Consider the following 20,173-nt stretch of genomic DNA (forward strand, 5'->3'; position numbering starts at 1 on the left):
AGCGGCCTTTGCATTTTCAAGAATTCTAGAGTGGAGAGCCGATGGTTCCCGTAATTGCCCTGGTGGGCCGCCCGAACGTCGGCAAATCCACCATGTTCAACCGCCTGACCAAGACCCGCGATGCCATCGTCGGTGACCTCTCGGGCCTGACCCGTGATCGCCAGTATGGTGATGCCAGCTGGCAGGGTCGCTCCTTCATCCTGATCGACACTGGTGGTATCACCGGTGACGAAGTGGGCATGGACGAGAAAATGGCCGAGCAGTCGCTCATGGCCATCGAAGAAGCCGACTATGTGCTGTTCCTGGTTGATGCCCGTGCTGGCATGACCGCAGCAGACCAGATGATTGCCGAGCACCTGCGCAAGCGGAACAAGGCCGCGATCCTGGTTGCCAACAAGATCGACAACATCGACCCCGACGTTGCCCGCGCCGAATTTTCGCCAATGGGCATGGGTAACGCCATTCCGGTGGCGGGCTCCCAGGGCCGTGGTATCAGTGCCCTGATGGAAGCCGTGCTCGGCCACTTGCCGCGCGATGCCGAAGAGGAAGCCCTCGACCAGGACGTCGCTGAAGGTGAGGAAGCCGTGCGCATTCCTGGCCCAAGCGAGAAGGATGGCATCAAGATCGCCATCATCGGCCGCCCGAACGTTGGCAAGTCGACGCTGGTCAACCGCATGCTCGGCGAAGAGCGTGTGGTGGTCTACGACGAGCCGGGCACCACCCGTGACAGTATCTACATCCCGTTCGAGCGCGATGGCGAGAAGTACACCTTCATCGACACCGCCGGGGTGCGCAAGCGTGGCAAGATCCACGAGGAAGTCGAGAAGTTCTCGGTGGTGAAGACGCTGCAGGCGATCAAGGACGCCAACGTCGTCATCTTTGTCATGGATGCCCGCGAGGGTGTGGTCGACCATGACCTGAACCTGCTGGGCTTCGCCCTTGAGGCCGGTCGCGCCATCGTCATTGCCCTGAACAAGTGGGATGGCATGGAGCCGGGTGAGCGCGCCTACGTGAAGACCGAGCTGGAGCGCCGGCTGTTCTTCGTCGACTTTGCCGACATCCACTTCATTTCCGCGCTGCATGGCACGGGCGTGGGCAACTTGTACAAGTCGGTACAGGCTGCGTTCCAGTCCGCGGTCACCCGCTGGCCGACCAGCCGCCTGACGCAGATCCTCGAAGATGCCGTGAGCGAGCACCAGCCGCCGATGGTCAATGGTCGCCGCATCAAGCTGCGCTATGCCCACCTCGGCGGTGCCAACCCGCCGCTGATCGTGATCCACGGCAACCAGACCGACAGCATTCCCAAGTCGTACTCGCGTTACCTGGAAAACACCTATCGCCGGGTGCTCAAACTGGTCGGTACGCCGATCCGTATCGAGTACAAGGGCGGTGAGAACCCGTACGAGGGCAAGAAGAACACCCTTACCGATCGCCAGGTCAACAAGAAACGCCGCCTGATGTCGCACCACAAGAAGGCCGAGAAGAAGCGTCGCGACAAGCGCTAAGTCGCCCCATGTGGGGGCAGGCACAGCCGCCCCCACAGACGCCCCTTGATCCAGAGCAATCCCCCTATTGTTTCAACCTTTTTCCTGACCGCTCGATCCGCTATGCTCGGACTCCACCCCGTGCCGGATATACCCCAGGAAAGAGGGCTCCATGATCCGCAGCAAACTGCCGAACGTCGGCACGACCATCTTCACCACCATGTCCCAGCTCGCCGTGCAGACTGGCGCGCTCAACCTGTCCCAGGGCTTTCCTGACTTCAATGGCCCGCAGGCCCTGCTTGATGCCGTGGGCCGGCACGTGGCTGCCGGGCATAACCAGTATTCGCCGATGACCGGCCTGCCGGCCTTGCGCCAGCAGGTAGCGGCCAAGGTCGAGCGGCTGTATGGGGCCAGGGTGGATGCCGATCAGGAAGTGACTATCACCCCCGGCGCCACCGAGGCTATTTTCTGTGCCATCCAGGCGGTGGTACATGCCGGTGACGAAGTGATCGTCTTCGATCCCTGCTACGACAGTTACGAGCCGTCAGTGGAGCTGGCCGGTGGCCGCTGTGTTCATGTGCAGTTGAGCGACGGCACCTTCCGTATCGACTGGCAGAAATTCAGCGATGCCTTGACCCCGCGCACGCGCATGGTCATCCTCAACTCGCCACACAACCCCAGCGGCGCGCTGATCACTCGCGAAGACCTCGACCAGTTGGCCGCACTAATTGCCGACCGCGATATCTACCTGGTCAGCGATGAAGTGTACGAGCACCTGGTCTACGACGGTGTACGCCACGCCAGCGTGCTGGCCCATGAGCAGTTGTACTCGCGTGCCTTCGTGGTCAGTTCGTTCGGCAAGACGTACCACGTTACCGGCTGGAAGACCGGGTACGTGATCGCACCGCCTGCCCTGAGCGCCGAGCTGCGCAAAGTGCACCAGTACGTCAACTTCTGTGGGGTGACGCCGCTGCAGTGGGCCTTGGCCGATTTCATGGCCGAGCACCCCGAGCATATTGATGAATTGCCAGCCTTTTACCAGGCCAAGCGCGACGTGTTCTGCGGCTTGCTGGAAGGCTCGCGTTTCAACTTTACCCGCACGACGGGCACTTATTTCCAGCTGGTGGACTATTCGCAAATCCGCCCGGACCTGAACGATGTCGACATGTCGCTGTGGCTGACGCGTGAGCACGGCGTGGCGACCATCCCGGTATCGGTGTTCTACCAGCAACCCATCCCCGAGCAACGCCTGGTGCGCCTGTGCTTTGCCAAACGAGAGGAGACGCTGCGTCAGGCAGCGGAAAGACTATGCGCGATCTGAGTACACTGCCGAACCTGAAAGTCGCCCTGGTGCAAACCACCCTGGCCTGGCATGACCGCGAGGCCAACTACGCGCACTTCGAGGTGCTGCTGGAGCAGGTGGGCGAGGTGGACCTGGTGATCCTGCCGGAAATGTTCACCACCGGCTTTTCGATGCAGTCGGAAAGCCTGTGCGAGCAGGAGAACGGTCCGACCTATAAATGGTTGAAAGCCCAGGCGAAGAAGCACAATGCGGTGATTACCGGTAGTGTGATCATCCAGGCGGCCGATGGCAGCCACCGCAACCGCCTGTTGTGGGCGCGGCCGGACGGCGAGATTCTGCACTACGACAAGCGCCACCTGTTCCGCATGGCCGGTGAGCACAAACATTACACCCCAGGCGAGCGGCAGGTGCAGTTCGAGGTCAAGGGCTGGCGGATTCGCCCGCTGATCTGTTACGACCTGCGCTTCCCGGTGTGGAGCCGCGACGCCCAGGACACCGACCTGCTGCTTTATACGGCCAACTGGCCGGCCGCGCGTCGCCAGCACTGGAACCGCCTGCTACCGGCGCGGGGCATCGAGAACCTGTGCTATGTGGCGGCGGTGAACCGGGTGGGCACGGACGGTAAAGGCTTTGCTTATTCTGGTGACAGCCAGGTGCTGGATTTCCAGGGTGAGAGCCTGCTCAGTGCCGGCGAGGCGGACGGGGTGTTCACTGCAGTACTGAGCGCGTCGGAACTGGCGGCGTACCGGGCCAAGTTCCCGGCCAACCTGGATGCCGATACCTTCGAGTTGCACTGACAGCAGCGCCGGTTTCTTCGCGGGCTTGCCCGCGAAAGGGCCTGGTGGCCAATCTCCCTGGCCCTTCACCGTTACCGCCGCCACCGTATTCGCGGGTAAACCCGCTCCTACACAGATCGGTGGTGGACACACATCTGGGGTTGGACACAGCCCGCTGTAGGAGCGGGTTTACCCGCGAAGAGGCCGGCGCTGGTTGAATCGATTTCCAGTCAATACACATCCCGCCGATACCGCCCATCCTCGATCAACTGCTGTACAGCTTCTTCACCCAGCATGCGATTGAGCGCAGCATCCACCCCCGCCGCCATGCCTTTCAGGCTGCCGCAGACATACACGCAAGCCCCATCGGCTACCCAGCGCTTGAAGTCCTCGGCCTGCTGCAGCATCACGTCCTGCACATACACCTTCTCGGCCTGATCGCGCGAGAACGCCAGGTCCAGCCGTGCCAGGTCGCCGTTGTCCAGCCAAGCATGCAGCTCATCGCCGCACAGCAAGTCATGCGCCCGATTACGCTCGCCGAACAAAAGCCAGTTGCGCTGCTCACCGGCATTGACCCGCGCGCGCAACAGGCTGCGAAGGCCTGCCAGGCCAGTGCCGTTACCGATCAGGATCATCGGCGCAGCGGCCTCAGGCAGATGGAAACCACTGTTACGCCGCAGGCGCAGGCTCAGGGTGCCATTCATTGGCAGGTATTCGGTCAGCCAGCCAGAGCCCAAGCCAAGGTTGCCGTCGGGGTGGCGTTCCTGGCGCACGATCAGCTCCAGCACACCATCGCTAGCGATCGAGGCGATGGAGTATTCGCGGCTGCCGATCGGTACCAGTGCATCCACCAGTGCCTGCGGCTGCAAGCCGATCAGGTGATCGCGGCGCGTCGGCAACTGGCGACCAGCGAGTGCCTGGGCAAGGGTTTCGCTCAGGCCATTCACCTGCACTTGGCTGCTGGCGTCCAGTGCCATGCCCTTGAGGAACGCGTCGATACGTGGCTGCCCATTTAGCGGCAGTATTTCTACCAGGTCGCCGGCTTCCCAGCTCGCAGGTTCTGCAGCCTGCAGGCCAAGCAGGTACACCGGTTGGCCTTGGCTGCCGGGGTTGAGCAGTTTGCGGCGCACCAGCGACCAGTTGGCAAAGGTTGGCGGCTGCCAGGCGGCGACCGGCTGGGCGCCGGTCAGTTGCGCCAGTTCCTGCTGCCATTGCTGCAGAGCGGCCTGGTCGGCGTTGTCCACTTCCACCGGGCTGAATGCACTGCTGGCGCCGCGCTCCCCCAGCCACGCCTGGAGGCGACGAGCGAAGCCGCAGAAGTGCGGGTACTGACGATCACCGAGGGCGAGCAGGGCATAGTTGAGGTTGTTCAGTGCCCAAGGCTGGCCGAGCACCTTGCGCTCGAAGGCGCGGGCGCTGTCGGGTGCTTCACCGTCGCCGAAGGTACTCACCACGAAGAGCGCGCGATGGGCCTGGCGCAGGTCGTTTTCACCCAGCTGGGCAAGGGCGCGCACTTGAACGGGCTGGCCGGCTGCCTGCAGCTGCCTGGCGCTCTGCCAGGCCAACTGTTCGGCAAAGCCACTCTGGCTGGCAAAGCCGATCAGCCAGCCGTCGCCATTGCCGTTGCTGTTGGCGACGTTGCCACGGGCTGCGCGCACCTGACGTTTCTTGCGGCGACGGTCGAGGTACAGCAGCCAGCCGGTGACGAAGAACAACGGCATGGTCAGGCTGGCGATGGTGACGATGATGCGCCCCGGCAAGCCGAAGTACTCGCCCACATGCAAGGCGTAAACACTCTGCAGCAGTTGCGCCTTGAAGGACTTGTCGGTGTAGCGGTCGTGCTTTTTAACCTGGCCGGTGGCCGGGTCCAGGACCAGGGTATTGAAGGCACGTGGGTGGGCAGCGTTGTCGAGCAGGTAGAACAGGTTGGCCGGCTGACCGCCAGCGGGCGGCAGGCGCAGGTTGTAGGTGGACAGGCCTGGGCCCGCGGCATCCTTGAGGTTGGCCCAGATGGCGTCATAGTCCACCACCAGCGGTGGCGCATTCCTGTCGACTTTCTGCGGCCCGTGCCGGCCACGGCCTTCACCACGTTTTTGCTGCTGGCCCGCAGCCGGCGCGTCAGCCAGCAGCTTGTTCAGGCCTTCGCGGTACCACTCATAGGACCAGAACAGGCCGGTCAGGGCGAACAGAAGGTAGAACAGCAGGCACCAGGTACCTGCCACGGCGTGCAGGTCCCAGTTGAAGGCGCGGCCTTTCTTGGCCCATTCGAAGGTCAGCCAGGTGCGCCAGGCCAGTGCTTTGCGCGGCCAGCGCAGGTACAGGCCGGACAGGCAGAAGAACACCAGCATCAAGGTGCAGGCCCCGGTGATTTGCCGGCCAGTATCGCCCATGGCGAGGAAACGGTGCAGCTTGAGCATGAGGTTGAAGAAGCCTTGCCCGGCCACTTCACCCTTGAGCTCGCCGGTGTACGGGTCGGCATAGCGCAGTTCGCCACGGCGTTCGCCCGGTGCAGGCATGAAGAAGATACGTGCAGCGTTGCCTTCACGCACGTCGACCCACAGCATCGACACCTTGTCGTGCTGCTGGGCTTCGACTCGTTTAACCAGCTCGGCCGGCGGCAGCACGCCTTCGGCGCGTACTTCTACCTTGAGTACATCGGCATTGAATGCGCGCAGCAGTTCTTCCTGGAACGAGTACAGCGCCCCGGTAATGCCCATCAAGGCCAGCACCAGGCCAGCGGTGATGCCAAAGAACCAGTGCAATTGGAACAGCGTCTTCTTCACCACGTTACTCACCTTGAGTTGCTGCCGCGACCTGCGCGGCGTGCATTATGCCTTGATACGCAAAAGCCCCGCTCACGGGAATGAACGGGGCTCGGGGTGACTTGATTAGAAGTGGAAGTTGGCACTCATGAGTGCAGTACGGCCAGGCGCTACGTGAGCGTAATGCGTAGCGAATACTTGATCGAAGTAACGCTTGTCGGTCAGGTTCTGCACATTCAGTTGCAAGTCGACATTCTTTGTCAGGCGATAGGTAGCCATGGCGTCATAGCGCCAGTAGGAAGGTACCTCGACCGAGTTGGCTTCGTCACCGAAGCGCGAATCGACAAAAGTCGCTCCAGCACCAACGGTCAGTTGCGGAATGATGTCGTAGGTCGACCAGAACGTGAAGTTGTTACGCGGCGTGCTAGGCATGTGGTTGCCTTCGTTCGCTGCAGTAGAGGTTTTCACGATCTCGCTTTCCATATAGGTGTAGCCGCCATAGACCTTCCACTTGCTGGTCAGGTTACCCGAGTAGGTCAGCTCCACACCCTGGACCCGTTGTTCGCCATCGAGCACCTGATATGTGGCATTGTCTGGATCGGTGACGCGTGCGTTGGTTTTGTCGGTACGGAACAAGGCTGCGGTCAACGATAGGTTATCGTCGAAGAAGTCCCACTTCGTGCCGATTTCGTAGTTGCGGTTACGTTCTGGATCGAGGTTGCTGTTGTTGGCCGCCAGCTCCAGGCCTCCATTACCGCTGGTTTCGCCCGACGGGTTGCTGGAGGTCGACCAGGCGGCGTAAATACTGCCGTTGGGCAACGGCTTGTAGACTACGCCAACTTGGTAGTTCCACAGATGCGCGTTGTTTTCGCGAGAGAAGTCCCCCGCAACCGAGCCACGCCCACCTGTGCTGTATCCGCTTGATTTGGTCTGGTAATCGTCGTAACGCAGGCCGAGGTTCAGCGACCACTGTTCGTTGAAAGTCAGTGTGTCAAATACGTAGGCAGCGCTGGTCTTCGTATCCGTATCGGTGAAGGCTTGGCTGTCGGTAATCGTGCCAGACCAGCCGTCATCCGGGGATGGGTCGTAGAGGCTGGTGCAGTCGCCCGAAGCCAGCAAGGCGGGGGTGCAAACAGTGCCTGTGCCAGCGGCCGAGGTGACGACATACCCGCGGTTATGCGTGTCGCTGTAGGTGAACTCCAGGCCTGTCACCAGGCTATGCTCGATGAAGCCGGTATTGAACTTGGCACTCAGGTCGGTCTGGTTCACCCAACCTTTGGACGTCGAATTGCGGTTCTTGGTGGCGCGATAGACCGTACCGTTGGCGACGTTACCTTTACTGTCATCCGGGTTGGTCACGATGTAGTCGAGGGTCGAGCGCGACATGCGGAAGCTGTTGGACAGTGTCAGGTTTTCGTTCAGGTCATGTTCGATACGGATCGTGCCGCTGTCGTTGCTGGTCTTGCGGTAGTCGCGTCCGTTCAAACCGTAGAAGTTGTCGCGGTCTACATGAGCCGGGCCATCTACATTGTATTTGCTGCGCGTGGCGCTGCGATTCAGCGGGATGCCGTAGTCAGGCATATCGTCGGTTTTCAGGTGGTAGTAACCCACTGTGACCCGTGTATCGGTGCCCAAGCCAAAAGCGAACGACGGTGCCACCCCCCAACGGCTCACATCCACATCGTCACGACCGGCGACGTTGGCTTCGTGCTTCATCAGGTTCAAGCGAAAGGCAGAGGTGTCGGTCAGCTGTTTGTTCAAATCCAGGGTGGTGCGTTTGGTCTGGTCTGAACCCCAAGTGAACCCACCGTTGTAGCTATCGCCAAGTTTTGCGCTCTTGGTGACCAGATTGAGGCTCCCGCCCGTCGAGCCAGCACCGGTAAAAGCGGAGCCAGGGCCTTTTGCGACCTCAATGGACTCCACGTTGAAGATCTCCCGGCTTTGGGATGCGACATCGCGCATGCCATCGACAAATACGTCACTTTCGGCGTTGAAGCCGCGGATGATAGGGCGGTCACCCGCTGGGTTGCCGCCTTCGCCTGCGCCAAAAGTGATGCCTGGGGTTGTACGCAAGGCGTCTACCAAGGACGTCGCCCCCGTGTCACGAATGACTTGCTGAGGGATCACCGTGACACTCTTCGGTGTTTCACGCAGCGGGGCGGTGTACTTCTTCGAGCTGGCGGTGTCCGTCTTGTAGCTGGTGACATCCTGTGCCGCGTTGACGCTGGTTGCGTCGAGTGAAATGACAGAATCAGCAGCCTGATCATCTGCATATGCAAGCTGAGCAGTCGATGCTGCAGAGATGGCAACGCCAATGGCGGACGCAAGCAGGCGTTGTGAGCTCACAGCAGATGGCACGTAATGACGCATTGGTAAGGACCTTCCCCAAGGTTTCGAGGCGGTGGATCTTAATGTAAGCAATTTTGACTAACAATTGAGATTCGTTACCATTCGTGAAGAATTTACAATCTTTACAATTTGTCTTTACGGTTTCATGCAGCTGAAACGTCTTAACTGGCGAATGGGGCTTGTGTAGCGCAAAAGGGAATCAATATCATTGAGCCTTTACATTTCCCAACGGTGCTGTTGCCATGCTGCTTCACATCCCAGGTCTGTTCGACGCTGATGAACTGGCCCGTATTCGCGAGGCGCTGGAGCAGGCCGACTGGGCCGATGGCAAGCTTACGGCGGGTTATCAGTCGGCCAAGGCCAAGCACAACCTGCAGTTGCCGGAAGGCCATGCGCTGGCCAAGGAAATTGGCACTGCGTTGATCGACCGCCTGTGGAAAACCCCGCGCTTCATGTCGGCAGCGTTGCCGCACAAAGTGTTCCCGCCGCTGATCAATTGCTATCGCGAAGGTGGCAACTTCGGCTTCCACATCGACAACGCCCTGCGCCAGCCCAAGGGCAGCCCGGAGCGGGTGCGTACCGACCTGTCTTCCACGTTGTTCCTCAGCGACCCGGAAAGCTACGACGGCGGTGAGCTGGTGATCCAGGACACCTATGGCGTGCAACAGGTCAAGCTGGCCGCCGGTGACATGGTGCTGTACCCCGGCACTAGCCTGCACAAGGTCAACCCGGTGACCCGTGGCCAACGCTATGCCGCATTCTTCTGGACCCAGAGCCTGGTGCGCGATGACAGCCAGCGGACGCTGCTGTTCGAGATGGACAACGCAATCCAGCAACTGACTGCCGATGTGCCGGACCATCCTTCGTTGTTGCAGCTGACGGGCACCTACCATAACTTGCTGCGCCGCTGGGCTGAGGTCTGAGCCGTGTCCTACCTGCTGCGGCGTGAGGAAGTGGTGGATGTGGCCGGCTTGCAGGCCATGCTCGAGGAATCCCCCGGCAAGGCCGCCCAGGCAATTCTGGCGGCAGCGGGGCAGGGTGCGGTCGAGGCGCAGTTGCTGCTGGGGCAGATCCTGCTGGATGGGCTTGGCATCCAGCAGGATGCCACCGTCGCCCGGCGTTGGTTCGGTATCGCTGCACAGGGGGGGAATGCCATGGCGCACAACATGCTCGGGCGTTGCCTGGAGCATGGTTGGGGCGGTGAGGTGAGTTTGGCGCAGGCTGCCGTTCACTACGCCCGTGCGGCCGATTCCGGTTTGGACTGGGGCCTGTATAACCTGGGCAACCTTCTGGCGACCGGGCGCGGGGTGCCGGTCAATCAGGTGCAGGCGCTGATGTGCTACGAGAAGGCTGCGCAGCTGGGGCATGCCAAATCGATGAATCTCTATGGGCGTTACCTGGAGCAGGGCATTGCCACGGCGCCCAGCCCGGCGCGGGCGGTGCGCTGGTATCGGCGTTCGGCCGAGGCGGGGGATTTTCGCGGGATGTTCAGCCTGGCGCTGGTGCTGGTCGAGCGTGGGCAGTTGGCCGAGGCAGGGCAGTGGCTGGAGCAGGCCCGGGTTGCGGGGAACATGAATTTCCTGCGTGCTGCGTTGGTAACCCTGCAGGACGCGGGGCCGGTGTTGATGGCCTTTGCGGCGCGGTATGCCGAGGAAATCGATCGGCGCGAAGAGGCCGGTACAGGAGAGCACACATGAAAACGGGGCCTTTCGGCCCCGTTGTGCATTACAGGTAGTAAGCCTTCAGCGGCGGGAAGCCGTTGAATTCCACTGCGCTGTAGCTGGTGGTGTAGGCGCCGGTCGACAGCCAGTACAGGCGGTCACCGATGGCCAGGTTCAGCGGCAGCCCGTACTTGTAGTTCTCGTACATGATGTCGGCACTGTCGCAGGTCGGGCCGGCGATGACCACTTCTTCGGCTTCGCCTTTTTTCTCGGTCCAGATCGGGAACTTGATGGCTTCGTCCATGGTTTCGATCAGGCCGGAGAACTTGCCTACGTCGGTGTAGATCCAGCGCTCGACGGCGGTACGCGACTTGCGTGCGACCAGCACCACTTCACTGACCAGGATACCGGCGTTGGCGATCAGCGAACGGCCAGGCTCGAGGATGATTTCCGGCAGTTCGTCACCGAAGTCTTCCTTGAGGAAGCGGATGATTTCTTCGGCGTAGGTTTCCAGGCTGTTGGTACGGGTGATGTAGTTGGCCGGGAAGCCACCACCCATGTTGATCAGCTTCAGTTCGATGCCGTCTTCTTCTTTCAGGCGCTCGAAGATCACCTTGACCTTGGCGATGGCGGCGTCCCACACGCTGATGTCGCGTTGCTGCGAACCCACGTGGAAGGAGATACCGTAAGGAACCAGGCCCAGGTCGCGGGCGAGGATCAGCAGGTCCATGGCCATGTCGGTCTGGCAGCCGAACTTGCGGGACAGTGGCCAGTCGGCAGTGGTGGAGCCTTCAGTCAGAATGCGCACATACACTTTCGAGCCCGGTGCGGCCTTGGCGATGTTGCGCAGGTCGGCTTCCGAGTCGGTGGCGTACAGGCGCACGCCCTTCTCGTAGAAGTAGCGGATGTCCTTGGACTTCTTGATGGTGTTGCCGTAGCTGATACGGTCAGCGCTGACACCGCGGCCCAGTACTTTGTCCAGTTCGTAGATCGAGGCGATGTCGAAGCTCGAACCTTTCTCTTTGAGCAGGTCGATGATTTCCACGGCCGGGTTGGCCTTGACCGCGTAGTAGACCTTGGCAAATTCGAAACCGGCGCGCAGGTCGTCATACGCCTGGCTGATCATCTGGGTGTCGATGAGTACGAACGGGGTTTCCTGCTTGTCAGCGAACGCCTTCATTTTCTGGAAGGTTTCACGCGCGAAATAGTCTTCGACCTGGATCGACATGCTCAGGGACTCCATGGGCAAACTGAAAGATTAAGTGGCTGCAAACTGAACGTCCTCCGTATCCCCACTTTGGTTCGCCTACTCAGTACTTGAGCCGGATGGATCGTTTCCAGCATGGACGTTCGGCGCGCACTTTAGGGCGTGAAGAATGCAGAATCAACAGGCAATCCGGGCGTGATCGACGTGGATCGACGACCAGCCATTTGAATAACCGACTCGTGTGACCGGCTGATGTTCCCTGCGATGTTTCAAGCGTAAAAAATTGTGGAATGGAGCGTGTTGGGCCCTTCGCGGGCAAGCCCGCTCCCACAGGGGATACGCGTTCAATGTGGGAGCGGGCTTGCCCGCGAAAGGGCCGGAGGTGTTCATATTTATGGCCACATTTTCCTGGTACCCCCGTACAGGAAATCGCCCATAAATTTTTTGTTACCGACTGGCGGATTTGCTGCTTTTGATGCGAAACATTACTATTCGCACCCTTATCTGCCTCCCTGATGACCCCGACCGTGTCCGGACACAAAGGCTTCTTCGACCACTACCATGAGCTGATCGGCACCTGGACGCGCAAGCTGCGCAGTCGTCAGCAGGCCGAGGACCTCACCCACGATGCCTTTGTCCGGGTACTGGAAACCCCGCGCGAGCAGGTTGAGCAGCCACGCGCCTACCTGCATCAGGCTGCGCGCAACATCGCTGTGGATGGCTTCCGTCGCGAAGACCGACGCCAGGCCCTGGAGCGGGAAGCCTTCGAAGAAGGCGCAACCGGCAGTGGCGACCCGGAAGCCTACGTGCATGCCCTGGAGCTGGCCGACAGCGTTGAGCGGGCGCTGGCCGAGCTGCCTCTCAACTGCCGGCAGGTGTTCATCTGGCAGAAGCTCGAAGGCCTGACTCAGGCCGAGATTGCCGAGCGCATGGGGTTGAGCAAGAACATGGTCGAAAAGTATATGATCCGCACGCTCCGGCACCTGCGTGAGCACCTGGATGTGTCGGCATGAAGAGTCAGGAGATCTTTTCGATGGAACAGCACGGTACCGATGCCGTCCGCGAGCAGGCGGCCGCATGGTTCGCCCGCGTGCAGGATGCACCTCGGGATGCCGGGCTGCACAAGCAGTTGCATGCCTGGTTGGCGAGCGACGAGCACCACCGGGAAGAATATGAGCATCTCTGCCGCGTGTGGCAGGCCGCCGACTTCATTCCACGTCAGCGCCTGGAGGCGCTGTGCCAGCCAGACCCGGTGCAGCAGCTGCCACGACGGCGTTTCATGCGCCAGGCGTTGGCCGCCAGTGTCGCGGTAGTGGCGCTGGGCCTGGGCTGGGGCGGCTGGCACCACCTGCAACTGAACCATCAAGGCAGCCTGCAGACGGCCTTCAATGAGCGCCGTCAGGTCGAACTGCCGGATGGCTCGCATCTGGAGCTCAATGGCAACACGCAGTTGCAGGTCGAGTTCAGCGCCGGCCGGCGGCACGTGCGCCTGAACGCCGGTGAAGTGATGTTCAGCGTCGCCCATGACAGTAACCGGCCGTTTGTGGTCGACACTGCCCAGGGCAGTGTGGTCGTCACAGGTACCCGCTTTGACGTCCGCCTTGACCCAGCTAGCACCCGTGTGGCGGTGGAGCAGGGGGCGGTGCGGGTGCAGGGCAAGGGCGACTCGCCGGCGCAACTGTCGGCCGGGCAGGGGTCGCATATAGATGCACAGGGCCTGGTCGCCGCACCCTATGCGGTCAACACCGGCGCCATGACCGCATGGCGACAGGGCAAGCTGGTGTTCGACAACGCAACCCTCGCCGAAGTAGTGGCCGAAACCTCGCGCTACCGTCGCCAGACATTGCGGGTCGCCCCTGGGAAAGTCGCCCGGCTGCGCCTGTCCGGTACCTTCAGTACCAACGATACAGACGCTCTGCTGCGGGCCTTGCCGAGCATTCTACCGGTGGCCATCAAAGCTCATGAAGACGGCTCCAGCGAAATAATCGCCAAATAGATTCAGGTTTTTTTTCACTCGTTCGTCTTCCTCGCCAGCTGCAACTGCCAAGCATTTCCATTTGCACGCGGTTGGCGTTTATTCCGCATTCCAGGATGTTTCGACGACGTGAACAACAACAAACCTCTCCCACGCTTTCGCGCCCTGGCGCTGGCCCTGGCGGTCAGTACTGTGGCCGTTGGTAGCCCGGCCGCAGAGGCCGCTAATGCCCTCCACATCCAGGCCCAGCCGTTGGGTTCGGCGCTGAACCAGCTCGGCCAGCAGACCAGCCTGCAGCTGTTTTTCAGCCCCGAGCTGGTCGCCGGCAAACAGGCCCCGGCGGTATCGGGCAACCTGGCGCCGGTGCAGGCGCTGCAACAGCTGTTGCAAGGCAGCGGGCTCACCTACGAGATGTCCGGGGACACCGTTGTGGTGAAGCCTTTGCCGACTACCCTTGACCTGGGCAGCGGCAGCCTGGAGCTGGCCCCCACCGACATCAAGGTGGTCGGTGACTGGCTGGGTGATGCCCAGCAGAGCGTGATACAGAACCATCCCGGGGCACGCACCGTGGTACGCCGCGAGGCAATGGTGGAGAAGGGCGCAATGAACGTGCGCGACGTGCTGCGCGGCATCCCTGGCGTGCAAGTGCAGGACTCCAACGGAACCGGTGGCAGCGACCTGTCGCTGAACGTGGGCGTGCGCGGCCTTACTTCGCGCCTGTCGCCGCGCTCCACGGTACTGATCGATGGCATCCCGGCCGCCTTCGCGCCGTATGGCCAGCCACAGCTGTCGATGGCACCGATTTCTTCTGGCAACCTCGACAGCATCGACGTCGTGCGTGGTGCCGGCTCGGTGCGCTACGGCCCGCAGAACGTGGGTGGTGTGATCAATTTCGTAACCCGGGCGATTCCGCAAAAGGCCTCGGCAGAGCTGTCCACCACCCTGGAGACCTCCCAGCACGGTGGCTGGAAACACACCGAGTCAGCCTTCGTCGGTGGCACGGCCGACAATGGCATGGGCGTGGCGCTGTTGTACACCGGGGTGAATGGCAACGGTTACCGTGAAAGCAACAACGGCAACGACATCGACGACGTTATCCTCAAGACGCATTGGGCGCCAACCGATGTCGATGAGTTCTGGCTCAACTTCCATTATTACGATGGCCGTGCCGACATGCCGGGTGGCCTGACCCAGGCCCAATACGACAGCAACCCGTACCAGTCGCTGCGCGATTACGACTACTTTGCGGGCCGGCGCAAGGATGTGTCGTTCAAATGGCAGCGGCAGCTCGACGACGCCACCCAGTTCGAAGTGCTGACCTACTACACCGACAGCTTCCGCGGCAGCACAATAGCCTCGCGGGACATGAAGACGTTGTCGTCGTACCCGCGCAACTACCACACCTTCGCCATCGAACCCCGTGTGTCGCGCATCTTCTTTGCCGGCCCAACCACCCAGGAAGTGAGTGTCGGTTACCGTTACCTGAAGGAAGCGATGCGCGAACAGACGACTCGGCTGGCGCTGATCGACAACGTGCCGACGGAGACCCCGACTTCCGACGGCCACGTGTTCCAGGACCGCAGCGGCGGCACCGAGGCCAGCGCCTACTACATCGACGACAAGATCGACGTGGGCAACTGGACCATCACCCCTGGCGTGCGTTTCGAGCATATCAATACCGACTGGCGCGACCGCCCGGTGCTGGGCGCCAACAACCTTCCGGTAGCCGAGAAGAAGCGCAGCATCACCAGCAACGAGCCTTTGCCGGCGTTGAGCGTGATGTACCACGTTTCCGATGCCTGGAAGGTGTTCGCCAACTACGAAACCTCGTTCGGTAGCCTGCAGTACTTCCAGCTGGGCCAGGGCGGTTCTGGCAACAGTACGGCCAATGGCCTTGAGCCGGAAAAAGCCAAGACCTACGAAATCGGTACCCGTTATGACAATGGCGGCTTTGCCGGTGAGCTGACGGCGTTCTACATCGACTTCGATGATGAGCTGCAGTACATCAGCAACGACGTGGGCTGGACCAACCTCGGTGCGACCAAGCACCAGGGCATCGAGGCTTCGGTGCGTTATGACCTGGCCGGGCTGGACCCGCGCCTGGACGGGCTGTCGGTGAGCGGTGGCTACACCTATACCCGCGCGACCTATGAAGGGGATATCCCAGGGTTCAAGGGCCGAGACCTGCCGTTCTATTCACGCCAGGTGGCCACTGCCGGGGTGCGTTACGCGGTCAACCGCTGGACCTGGAACCTGGATGCCTACGCCCAATCCAGGCAGCGCGCACCCGGCACCGGAATCAATGCCGATGGCAGTTTCAATGGCGACTACATCACCGAGCCGAGTGCCGACGGGCGGTATGGCGATATACCGGGCTACGTGACCTGGCGTGCCCGTGGTGGTTATGAATTCGGGCCGCAGTGGTCCAACCTGAAGCTGGCGGCGGGGGTGAAGAACCTGTTCGACAAGCAGTACTTCACACGTTCGAGCGACAACAATGCCGGCCTTTACGTGGGTGAGCCGCGGACCTTCTATGTGCAGGCCAGTGTTGGGTTTTGATCCGAGATTACCGGGGCCGCTTTGCGGCCCTTCGCAGGTAAACCCGCTCTTGTAGGAGCGGGTTTACCCGCGAAGGGGCGCAAAGCCCCCCAACGCTTACGAAACCACCGCCTCGGCCGGCGAAACGATACTGGTCTTCGCCCCCCGCGACCTCCCCGAGCTCAGGTACGCCGCAATCGACTCCTGCGTCACCTCGCCCAAGAACACCTGCTCGGCATCCAGCACTGGCAACCACGCGCGGTTGAACTCGTACATACGCGACAACAGGATGCGCAAATGCTCATCGTGCGACGCCGTGGCATTGAACGGCCGCAGGAAATCGCCACACGTCCCTTGCTGGCGGTGCATGTCGCGTCGGCGTACATAGCCCAGCGCCTTGTTTTGCGCATCGGTCACCACCACGTAGCGGCGGTCGTGTTCATCAAGCAGCTCCAGCGCATCGCTCACAGGCGTTTGCGGGCTCACCGACGGCGCGTTGTCCGCGGCATCCTCGGCACGCACCAGCAACAGGCGCTTGAGCGTGCTGTCCTGGCCCACGAAGTTGCTGACGAAATCATCCGCCGGGTGGGCCAGCAAGGTGTCCGGATGGTCCAGTTGCAACAGCTTGCCGGCACGGAAGATGGCAATCTTGTCGCCCAGTTTGATCGCTTCGTCGATGTCGTGGCTGACCATGATCACCGTCTTGTTCAGCGCCCGCTGCATTTCGAAGAACTCGTTCTGGATCATCTCGCGGTTGATCGGGTCGACCGCGCCGAACGGTTCGTCCATCAACAGCACGGGTGCATCTGCTGCCAGGGCACGAATCACGCCGATACGCTGTTGCTGGCCGCCGGACAGCTCGCGCGGGTAGCGTTGCAGGTACTGCTTGGGTTCGAGCTTGATCATGTGCATCAGCTCGCGGGCGCGTTCGTGGCATTTCTGCTTGTCCCAGCCGAGCAAGCGTGGCACCACGGTGATGTTTTCTTCGATGGTCATGTTGGGAAACAAACCGATTTGCTGGATCACATAGCCGATGTGCCGGCGCAGGGTGACTTCGTCCAACCCGGTGGTGTCTTCGCCATTGATGAACACTTGGCCCGAGGTGGGCGTGATCAGGCGGTTGATCATTTTCAGCGTGGTGCTCTTGCCACAGCCCGAGGGGCCGAGGAACACGCAGATTTCCCCTTCGTTGACGGTGAGGCTTACCGAGTCGACGGCTGTGACGTCCTTGCCGTTGACGTTGAAGGTTTTGCTGAGGTTCTTCAGTTCGATCATGAGCGCAGTCCTTCTGGAGTCAGGGCACGTTGCAGGGTTTGCAGCAGCAGGTCGGCGATGATTGCCAACAGGCTCACCAGCAAGGCGCCGATCAGCAGCATCGACATGTCGCTGCGGCTGATGGAGGTGAGGATGAGCACACCCAGGCCGCCGGCGCCGATGGTGGCAGCAATGGTCATGACACCAATGTTCATGACCACGGCGGTGCGTACACCGGCGAGGATGACCGGTACGGCTATGGGCAGTTCGACCATGCGCAGGCGCTGACCGAAGGTCATGCCTATTCCGCGTGCGGCTTCACGGATGCCGGGCTCGACATTGGTCAGGGCCAGGTAGGTGTTGCGCAGGATCGGCAGCAGCGAGTACAGGAACACCGCAGTGATCGCTGGCATCGGCCCCAGGCCCTGGCCGAACTTGGAGTAGAACGGCAACAGCAGGCCGAACAGGGCAATCGAGGGGATGGTCAGCAGCACCGTGGCGCTTGCCTGCAGCGGGCCTGCGAGGGCCGGAAAACGGGTCATGAGGATGCCCAGCGGCACCCCGACCAGAATCGCCAGGCCCACGGCAACGCCTACCAGCATGATGTGCTGCCAGGTCAGATGCAGCACCTGGGCCCAGTCCAGGTGGCTGAAGGTATCGATCAGGTTCATGGCTGGCCCTCGCTGTTCAGTGGGTGCTTGCGCAGAAAGTCCGCGGCCACGGCAGTGGGGTTCTGGTGCTCGACATCGACCTTGGCGTTAAGCTGGCGCATGGTTTGGTCATCCAGTTGCTCGGCCAGCGGCTTGAGCAGGCCAGCCAGCTGCGGGTTGGCGTCGAGCGTGGCTTTGCGCACCACCGGCGCGGCGGTGTAGTCGGGGAAGTAGTGTTTGTCGTCTTCCAGCAGCTTGAGGTCGAAAGCGTCCAGGCGGCCGTCGGTGGTATACACCAGGCCGGCGAACACCTGATTGTTGCGCATGGCGGTGTACACCAGCCCGGCGTCCATCTGGCGGATGTTGCGCCGGCCCAGCGGCAGGTCATACATTTCGCGCAGGCCTACCAGGCCGTCGGGGCGGTTGGCGAACTCGGTGTCCAGGGCCACCAGGTGATTACGCTTGCTCTCGTCGCGCAGCACCTGGTTGAGGTCGCTGATCGAGTTGATCTGCGGGTAGGCCTCGGCGACCTGCTTCGGCAAGCCGAGGGCATAGGTGTTGCTGAATTTCGACGGGGTCAGCCAGATCAGGTCTTTTTTGGCATCCAGCTCCTTGACCTTGGCGTAGGTGGCCTCGGCGCTGGGCATGCGCTCTTCGATGTGGTTGTACGACACCAGCGACACACCGGTGTATTCCCACATCAGGTCGAGCTGGCCGGTTTCCTGAGCCTGGCGTGCGAGGCTGCTGCCAAGCCCGCCGATGACACGCACATCGAAGCCGTTGGCGCGCAGGTATTGCGCGGTGATTTCGGCGAGCACGGTCTGTTCGGTGAACACCCGCGCGCCGATGCGGATCAGCGGTTTTTCCGCTGCCTGGGCAAATCCTGCGTACAGCAAGGCCGCGCCCAGTAGCAAGGCGATTCTCTTCTTCATACGTTTCCTATCCTTATTCGACCAGGCCGCGTTCCAGCCAGCGCTTGCTGGAGAAACTCACCGCCGCATCCAGCACCAGTGCCAGCAGTGCGGTGCAGGCGGCACCCAGCAGCAGTTGTGGCTGGTTGTTCAGGGCGATGCCGGGGAAGATCAGGCTGCCCAGGCTGTTGGCGCCGATCAGGAACGCCAGCGGTGCGGTACCCACATTCAGTGCCAGGGCCACGCGTACGCCGCCGACGATGATCGGCACGGCGTTGGGCAGTTCCACTTGCCAGAGTTGCTGGCGCGGGGTCATGCCAATGCCGGTGGCGGCTTCCTTGAGCGAGGCAGGGACGTTTTTCAGGCCTTCGTAGGTGTTGCGCACAATGGGCAGGAGGGAGGCGAGGAATAGCGCGAAGATCGCAGGCCCGGCTCCGATGCCCAGGATACTCAGGGCGATGGCCAGAACGGCCAGAGGGGGAATGGTGTTGCCAACGTTGAAGAACTGCATGAAGCGCTCGGCTTTGTCGACCCGGTGCGGTCGACTTAACGCAATGCCGGCGGGGATGCCCACGGCCAGCGCCGCCGCCATCGAAGCCAGCACCAATACCAGGTGCGCTTGCAGGTAGAACCCAAGATCGTCGCGATAACGCGCGATCGTGTCGATGCCGATCCAGTGGACCAGCAGGGCCAGGATGACGAGCACGGCGGCCCATCCCAACAGCCCCGAACCGTAGCGTTTTGCCACAGGTGGACTCCTTGTGTAGTCGGCGAGCACACTTCTTGGTTGCCGGCCAGTCCTGGCGGCGGGTGGTGTGTTCGCGAGTAGCAGCGTGAGGCAAGCCGAGGGCTGCGATCAGGCCATGAGCCGAACCCCGTCGGGCCCGAAAATGCTGATGAAACCAGTCCCCAACCGAAGCGGTTTGCAGGGGAGTGGACGTCTCCATGGGTGTCAAGGTTCCCATCTGAGGCAGCATTTGACCAGCGTTAATCACTGGGTGGCAGGATTTTTGGCGAGAAAAAACAGCGACTTAATGTGCTGCAGGCGTTGAAATAACTGCGCTTTGGTCATTTGTCGTGATAAAGCGATTGCCTGTTGGATTTCTTTTGTCTATGGCGGCCTCTTCGCGGGTAAACCCGCTCCTACACAGACTGCACCGCATTCGAATCCTGTGTCATACCTGTGGGAGCGGGTTTACCCGCGAAGAGGCCGGCACAGGCGCCATTCATTCGGCAGATTTTGGTCCAGGCCCAACTTCAGGTATGATACTGCCCCTTTCAAATCCCCCAGTCAGGCGATTTC

Annotated in this window: 15 protein-coding genes; 8 read left to right on the forward strand and 7 right to left on the reverse strand. The window is 61.4% G+C overall.

Annotated features, from left to right (window positions below; translation table 11 throughout):
• The first annotated feature begins 41 nt into the window (after positions 1–41).
• From der to AC3B5Q_RS04130, 3 genes are all read left to right on the forward strand, one after another.
• Positions 42–1,505 (forward strand): ribosome biogenesis GTPase Der, encoded by a 1,464-nt coding sequence (gene der / locus AC3B5Q_RS04120; protein WP_021781780.1) that lies wholly within the window; start codon positions 42–44, stop codon positions 1,503–1,505.
• Positions 1,506–1,656: 151 nt separating this feature from the next.
• Positions 1,657–2,805 carry a pyridoxal phosphate-dependent aminotransferase gene (locus tag AC3B5Q_RS04125; protein WP_084850646.1) on the forward strand — a complete coding sequence of 383 codons (1,149 nt, stop codon included), beginning with the start codon at positions 1,657–1,659 and terminating at the stop codon, positions 2,803–2,805.
• On the forward strand, positions 2,793–3,584 hold the full coding sequence (locus tag AC3B5Q_RS04130) for an amidohydrolase (protein WP_021781782.1): 792 nt from the start codon (positions 2,793–2,795) through the stop codon (positions 3,582–3,584). The genes AC3B5Q_RS04125 and AC3B5Q_RS04130 overlap by 13 nt, the downstream gene beginning before the upstream one ends.
• Positions 3,585–3,793: 209 nt before the next feature.
• Here AC3B5Q_RS04130 and AC3B5Q_RS04135 read toward each other — a convergent pair whose 3' ends face one another.
• Both AC3B5Q_RS04135 and AC3B5Q_RS04140 read right to left on the reverse strand, forming a co-directional pair.
• Positions 3,794–6,349, reverse strand: a complete 2,556-nt coding sequence (locus AC3B5Q_RS04135) for a PepSY domain-containing protein (RefSeq protein WP_319298419.1) — start codon at positions 6,347–6,349, stop codon at positions 3,794–3,796.
• Positions 6,350–6,451: 102 nt separating this feature from the next.
• A complete protein-coding gene (locus AC3B5Q_RS04140) occupies positions 6,452–8,695 on the reverse strand; it encodes a TonB-dependent receptor (protein ID WP_103443524.1) in 2,244 nt (747 codons plus the stop codon).
• 221 nt (positions 8,696–8,916) lie between these two features.
• Between AC3B5Q_RS04140 and AC3B5Q_RS04145 the strand changes: the two genes are divergently transcribed.
• Complete coding sequence (locus AC3B5Q_RS04145; protein WP_021781785.1) at positions 8,917–9,597, forward strand: Fe2+-dependent dioxygenase; 681 nt, start codon at positions 8,917–8,919, stop codon at positions 9,595–9,597.
• Positions 9,598–9,600: 3 nt separating this feature from the next.
• Entirely contained in the window at positions 9,601–10,371 is a 771-nt protein-coding gene (locus AC3B5Q_RS04150) for a tetratricopeptide repeat protein (RefSeq protein ID WP_021781786.1), read from the forward strand.
• A gap of 28 nt (positions 10,372–10,399) precedes the next feature.
• Here AC3B5Q_RS04150 and AC3B5Q_RS04155 read toward each other — a convergent pair whose 3' ends face one another.
• On the reverse strand, positions 10,400–11,563 hold the full coding sequence (locus AC3B5Q_RS04155; protein ID WP_021781787.1) for a type III PLP-dependent enzyme: 1,164 nt from the start codon (positions 11,561–11,563) through the stop codon (positions 10,400–10,402).
• Between the two features lie 494 nt (positions 11,564–12,057).
• On the opposite strand from AC3B5Q_RS04155, the gene AC3B5Q_RS04160 reads away from it, so the two are divergent.
• The 3 genes from AC3B5Q_RS04160 to AC3B5Q_RS04170 all read left to right on the forward strand — a co-directional run bounded on the left by AC3B5Q_RS04160 (position 12,058) and on the right by AC3B5Q_RS04170 (position 16,076).
• Complete coding sequence (locus tag AC3B5Q_RS04160; RefSeq protein ID WP_084850647.1) at positions 12,058–12,555, forward strand: RNA polymerase sigma factor; 498 nt, start codon at positions 12,058–12,060, stop codon at positions 12,553–12,555.
• 20 nt (positions 12,556–12,575) lie between these two features.
• Positions 12,576–13,538 (forward strand): FecR family protein, encoded by a 963-nt coding sequence (locus AC3B5Q_RS04165; protein WP_392520763.1) that lies wholly within the window; start codon positions 12,576–12,578, stop codon positions 13,536–13,538.
• A 108-nt stretch (positions 13,539–13,646) separates the two neighbouring features.
• Positions 13,647–16,076: a TonB-dependent siderophore receptor gene (locus tag AC3B5Q_RS04170; RefSeq protein WP_488392840.1), complete on the forward strand. Its 2,430-nt coding sequence runs from the start codon at positions 13,647–13,649 to the stop codon at positions 16,074–16,076.
• Between the two features lie 96 nt (positions 16,077–16,172).
• Here AC3B5Q_RS04170 and AC3B5Q_RS04175 read toward each other — a convergent pair whose 3' ends face one another.
• Genes AC3B5Q_RS04175 through AC3B5Q_RS04190 form a run of 4 tightly spaced genes read right to left on the reverse strand, consistent with a single transcriptional unit; the run spans position 16,173 to position 19,618 of the window.
• Positions 16,173–17,330, reverse strand: a complete 1,158-nt coding sequence (locus AC3B5Q_RS04175; RefSeq protein WP_488392841.1) for an osmoprotectant ABC transporter ATP-binding protein OsmV — start codon at positions 17,328–17,330, stop codon at positions 16,173–16,175.
• Entirely contained in the window at positions 17,327–17,980 is a 654-nt protein-coding gene (locus tag AC3B5Q_RS04180) for an ABC transporter permease (protein ID WP_021781791.1), read from the reverse strand. The genes AC3B5Q_RS04175 and AC3B5Q_RS04180 overlap by 4 nt, the downstream gene beginning before the upstream one ends.
• Positions 17,977–18,891: a glycine betaine ABC transporter substrate-binding protein gene (locus AC3B5Q_RS04185; RefSeq protein ID WP_028697401.1), complete on the reverse strand. Its 915-nt coding sequence runs from the start codon at positions 18,889–18,891 to the stop codon at positions 17,977–17,979. The genes AC3B5Q_RS04180 and AC3B5Q_RS04185 overlap by 4 nt, the downstream gene beginning before the upstream one ends.
• Positions 18,892–18,904: 13 nt before the next feature.
• Positions 18,905–19,618 carry an ABC transporter permease gene (locus AC3B5Q_RS04190; protein WP_021781793.1) on the reverse strand — a complete coding sequence of 238 codons (714 nt, stop codon included), beginning with the start codon at positions 19,616–19,618 and terminating at the stop codon, positions 18,905–18,907.
• Positions 19,619–20,173 lie beyond the last annotated feature (555 nt).

The sequence above is a fragment of the Pseudomonas sp. D5(2026) genome, assembly GCF_057766845.1.

What these genes read in the sequence shown, in the direction of transcription:
- der (WP_021781780.1), top strand. Translation starts at nt 42, where the DNA reads ATGGTTCCCGTAATTGCCCTGGTGGGCCGCCCGAACGTCGGCAAATCC.
- AC3B5Q_RS04125 (WP_084850646.1), top strand. Translation starts at nt 1,657, where the DNA reads ATGATCCGCAGCAAACTGCCGAACGTCGGCACGACCATCTTCACCACC.
- AC3B5Q_RS04130 (WP_021781782.1), top strand. Translation starts at nt 2,793, where the DNA reads ATGCGCGATCTGAGTACACTGCCGAACCTGAAAGTCGCCCTGGTGCAA.
- AC3B5Q_RS04140 (WP_103443524.1), bottom strand. Translation starts at nt 8,695, where the DNA reads ATGCGTCATTACGTGCCATCTGCTGTGAGCTCACAACGCCTGCTTGCG.
- AC3B5Q_RS04145 (WP_021781785.1), top strand. Translation starts at nt 8,917, where the DNA reads ATGCTGCTTCACATCCCAGGTCTGTTCGACGCTGATGAACTGGCCCGT.
- AC3B5Q_RS04155 (WP_021781787.1), bottom strand. Translation starts at nt 11,563, where the DNA reads ATGTCGATCCAGGTCGAAGACTATTTCGCGCGTGAAACCTTCCAGAAA.
- AC3B5Q_RS04160 (WP_084850647.1), top strand. Translation starts at nt 12,058, where the DNA reads ATGACCCCGACCGTGTCCGGACACAAAGGCTTCTTCGACCACTACCAT.
- AC3B5Q_RS04165 (WP_392520763.1), top strand. Translation starts at nt 12,576, where the DNA reads ATGGAACAGCACGGTACCGATGCCGTCCGCGAGCAGGCGGCCGCATGG.
- AC3B5Q_RS04175 (WP_488392841.1), bottom strand. Translation starts at nt 17,330, where the DNA reads ATGATCGAACTGAAGAACCTCAGCAAAACCTTCAACGTCAACGGCAAG.
- AC3B5Q_RS04180 (WP_021781791.1), bottom strand. Translation starts at nt 17,980, where the DNA reads ATGAACCTGATCGATACCTTCAGCCACCTGGACTGGGCCCAGGTGCTG.
- AC3B5Q_RS04185 (WP_028697401.1), bottom strand. Translation starts at nt 18,891, where the DNA reads ATGAAGAAGAGAATCGCCTTGCTACTGGGCGCGGCCTTGCTGTACGCA.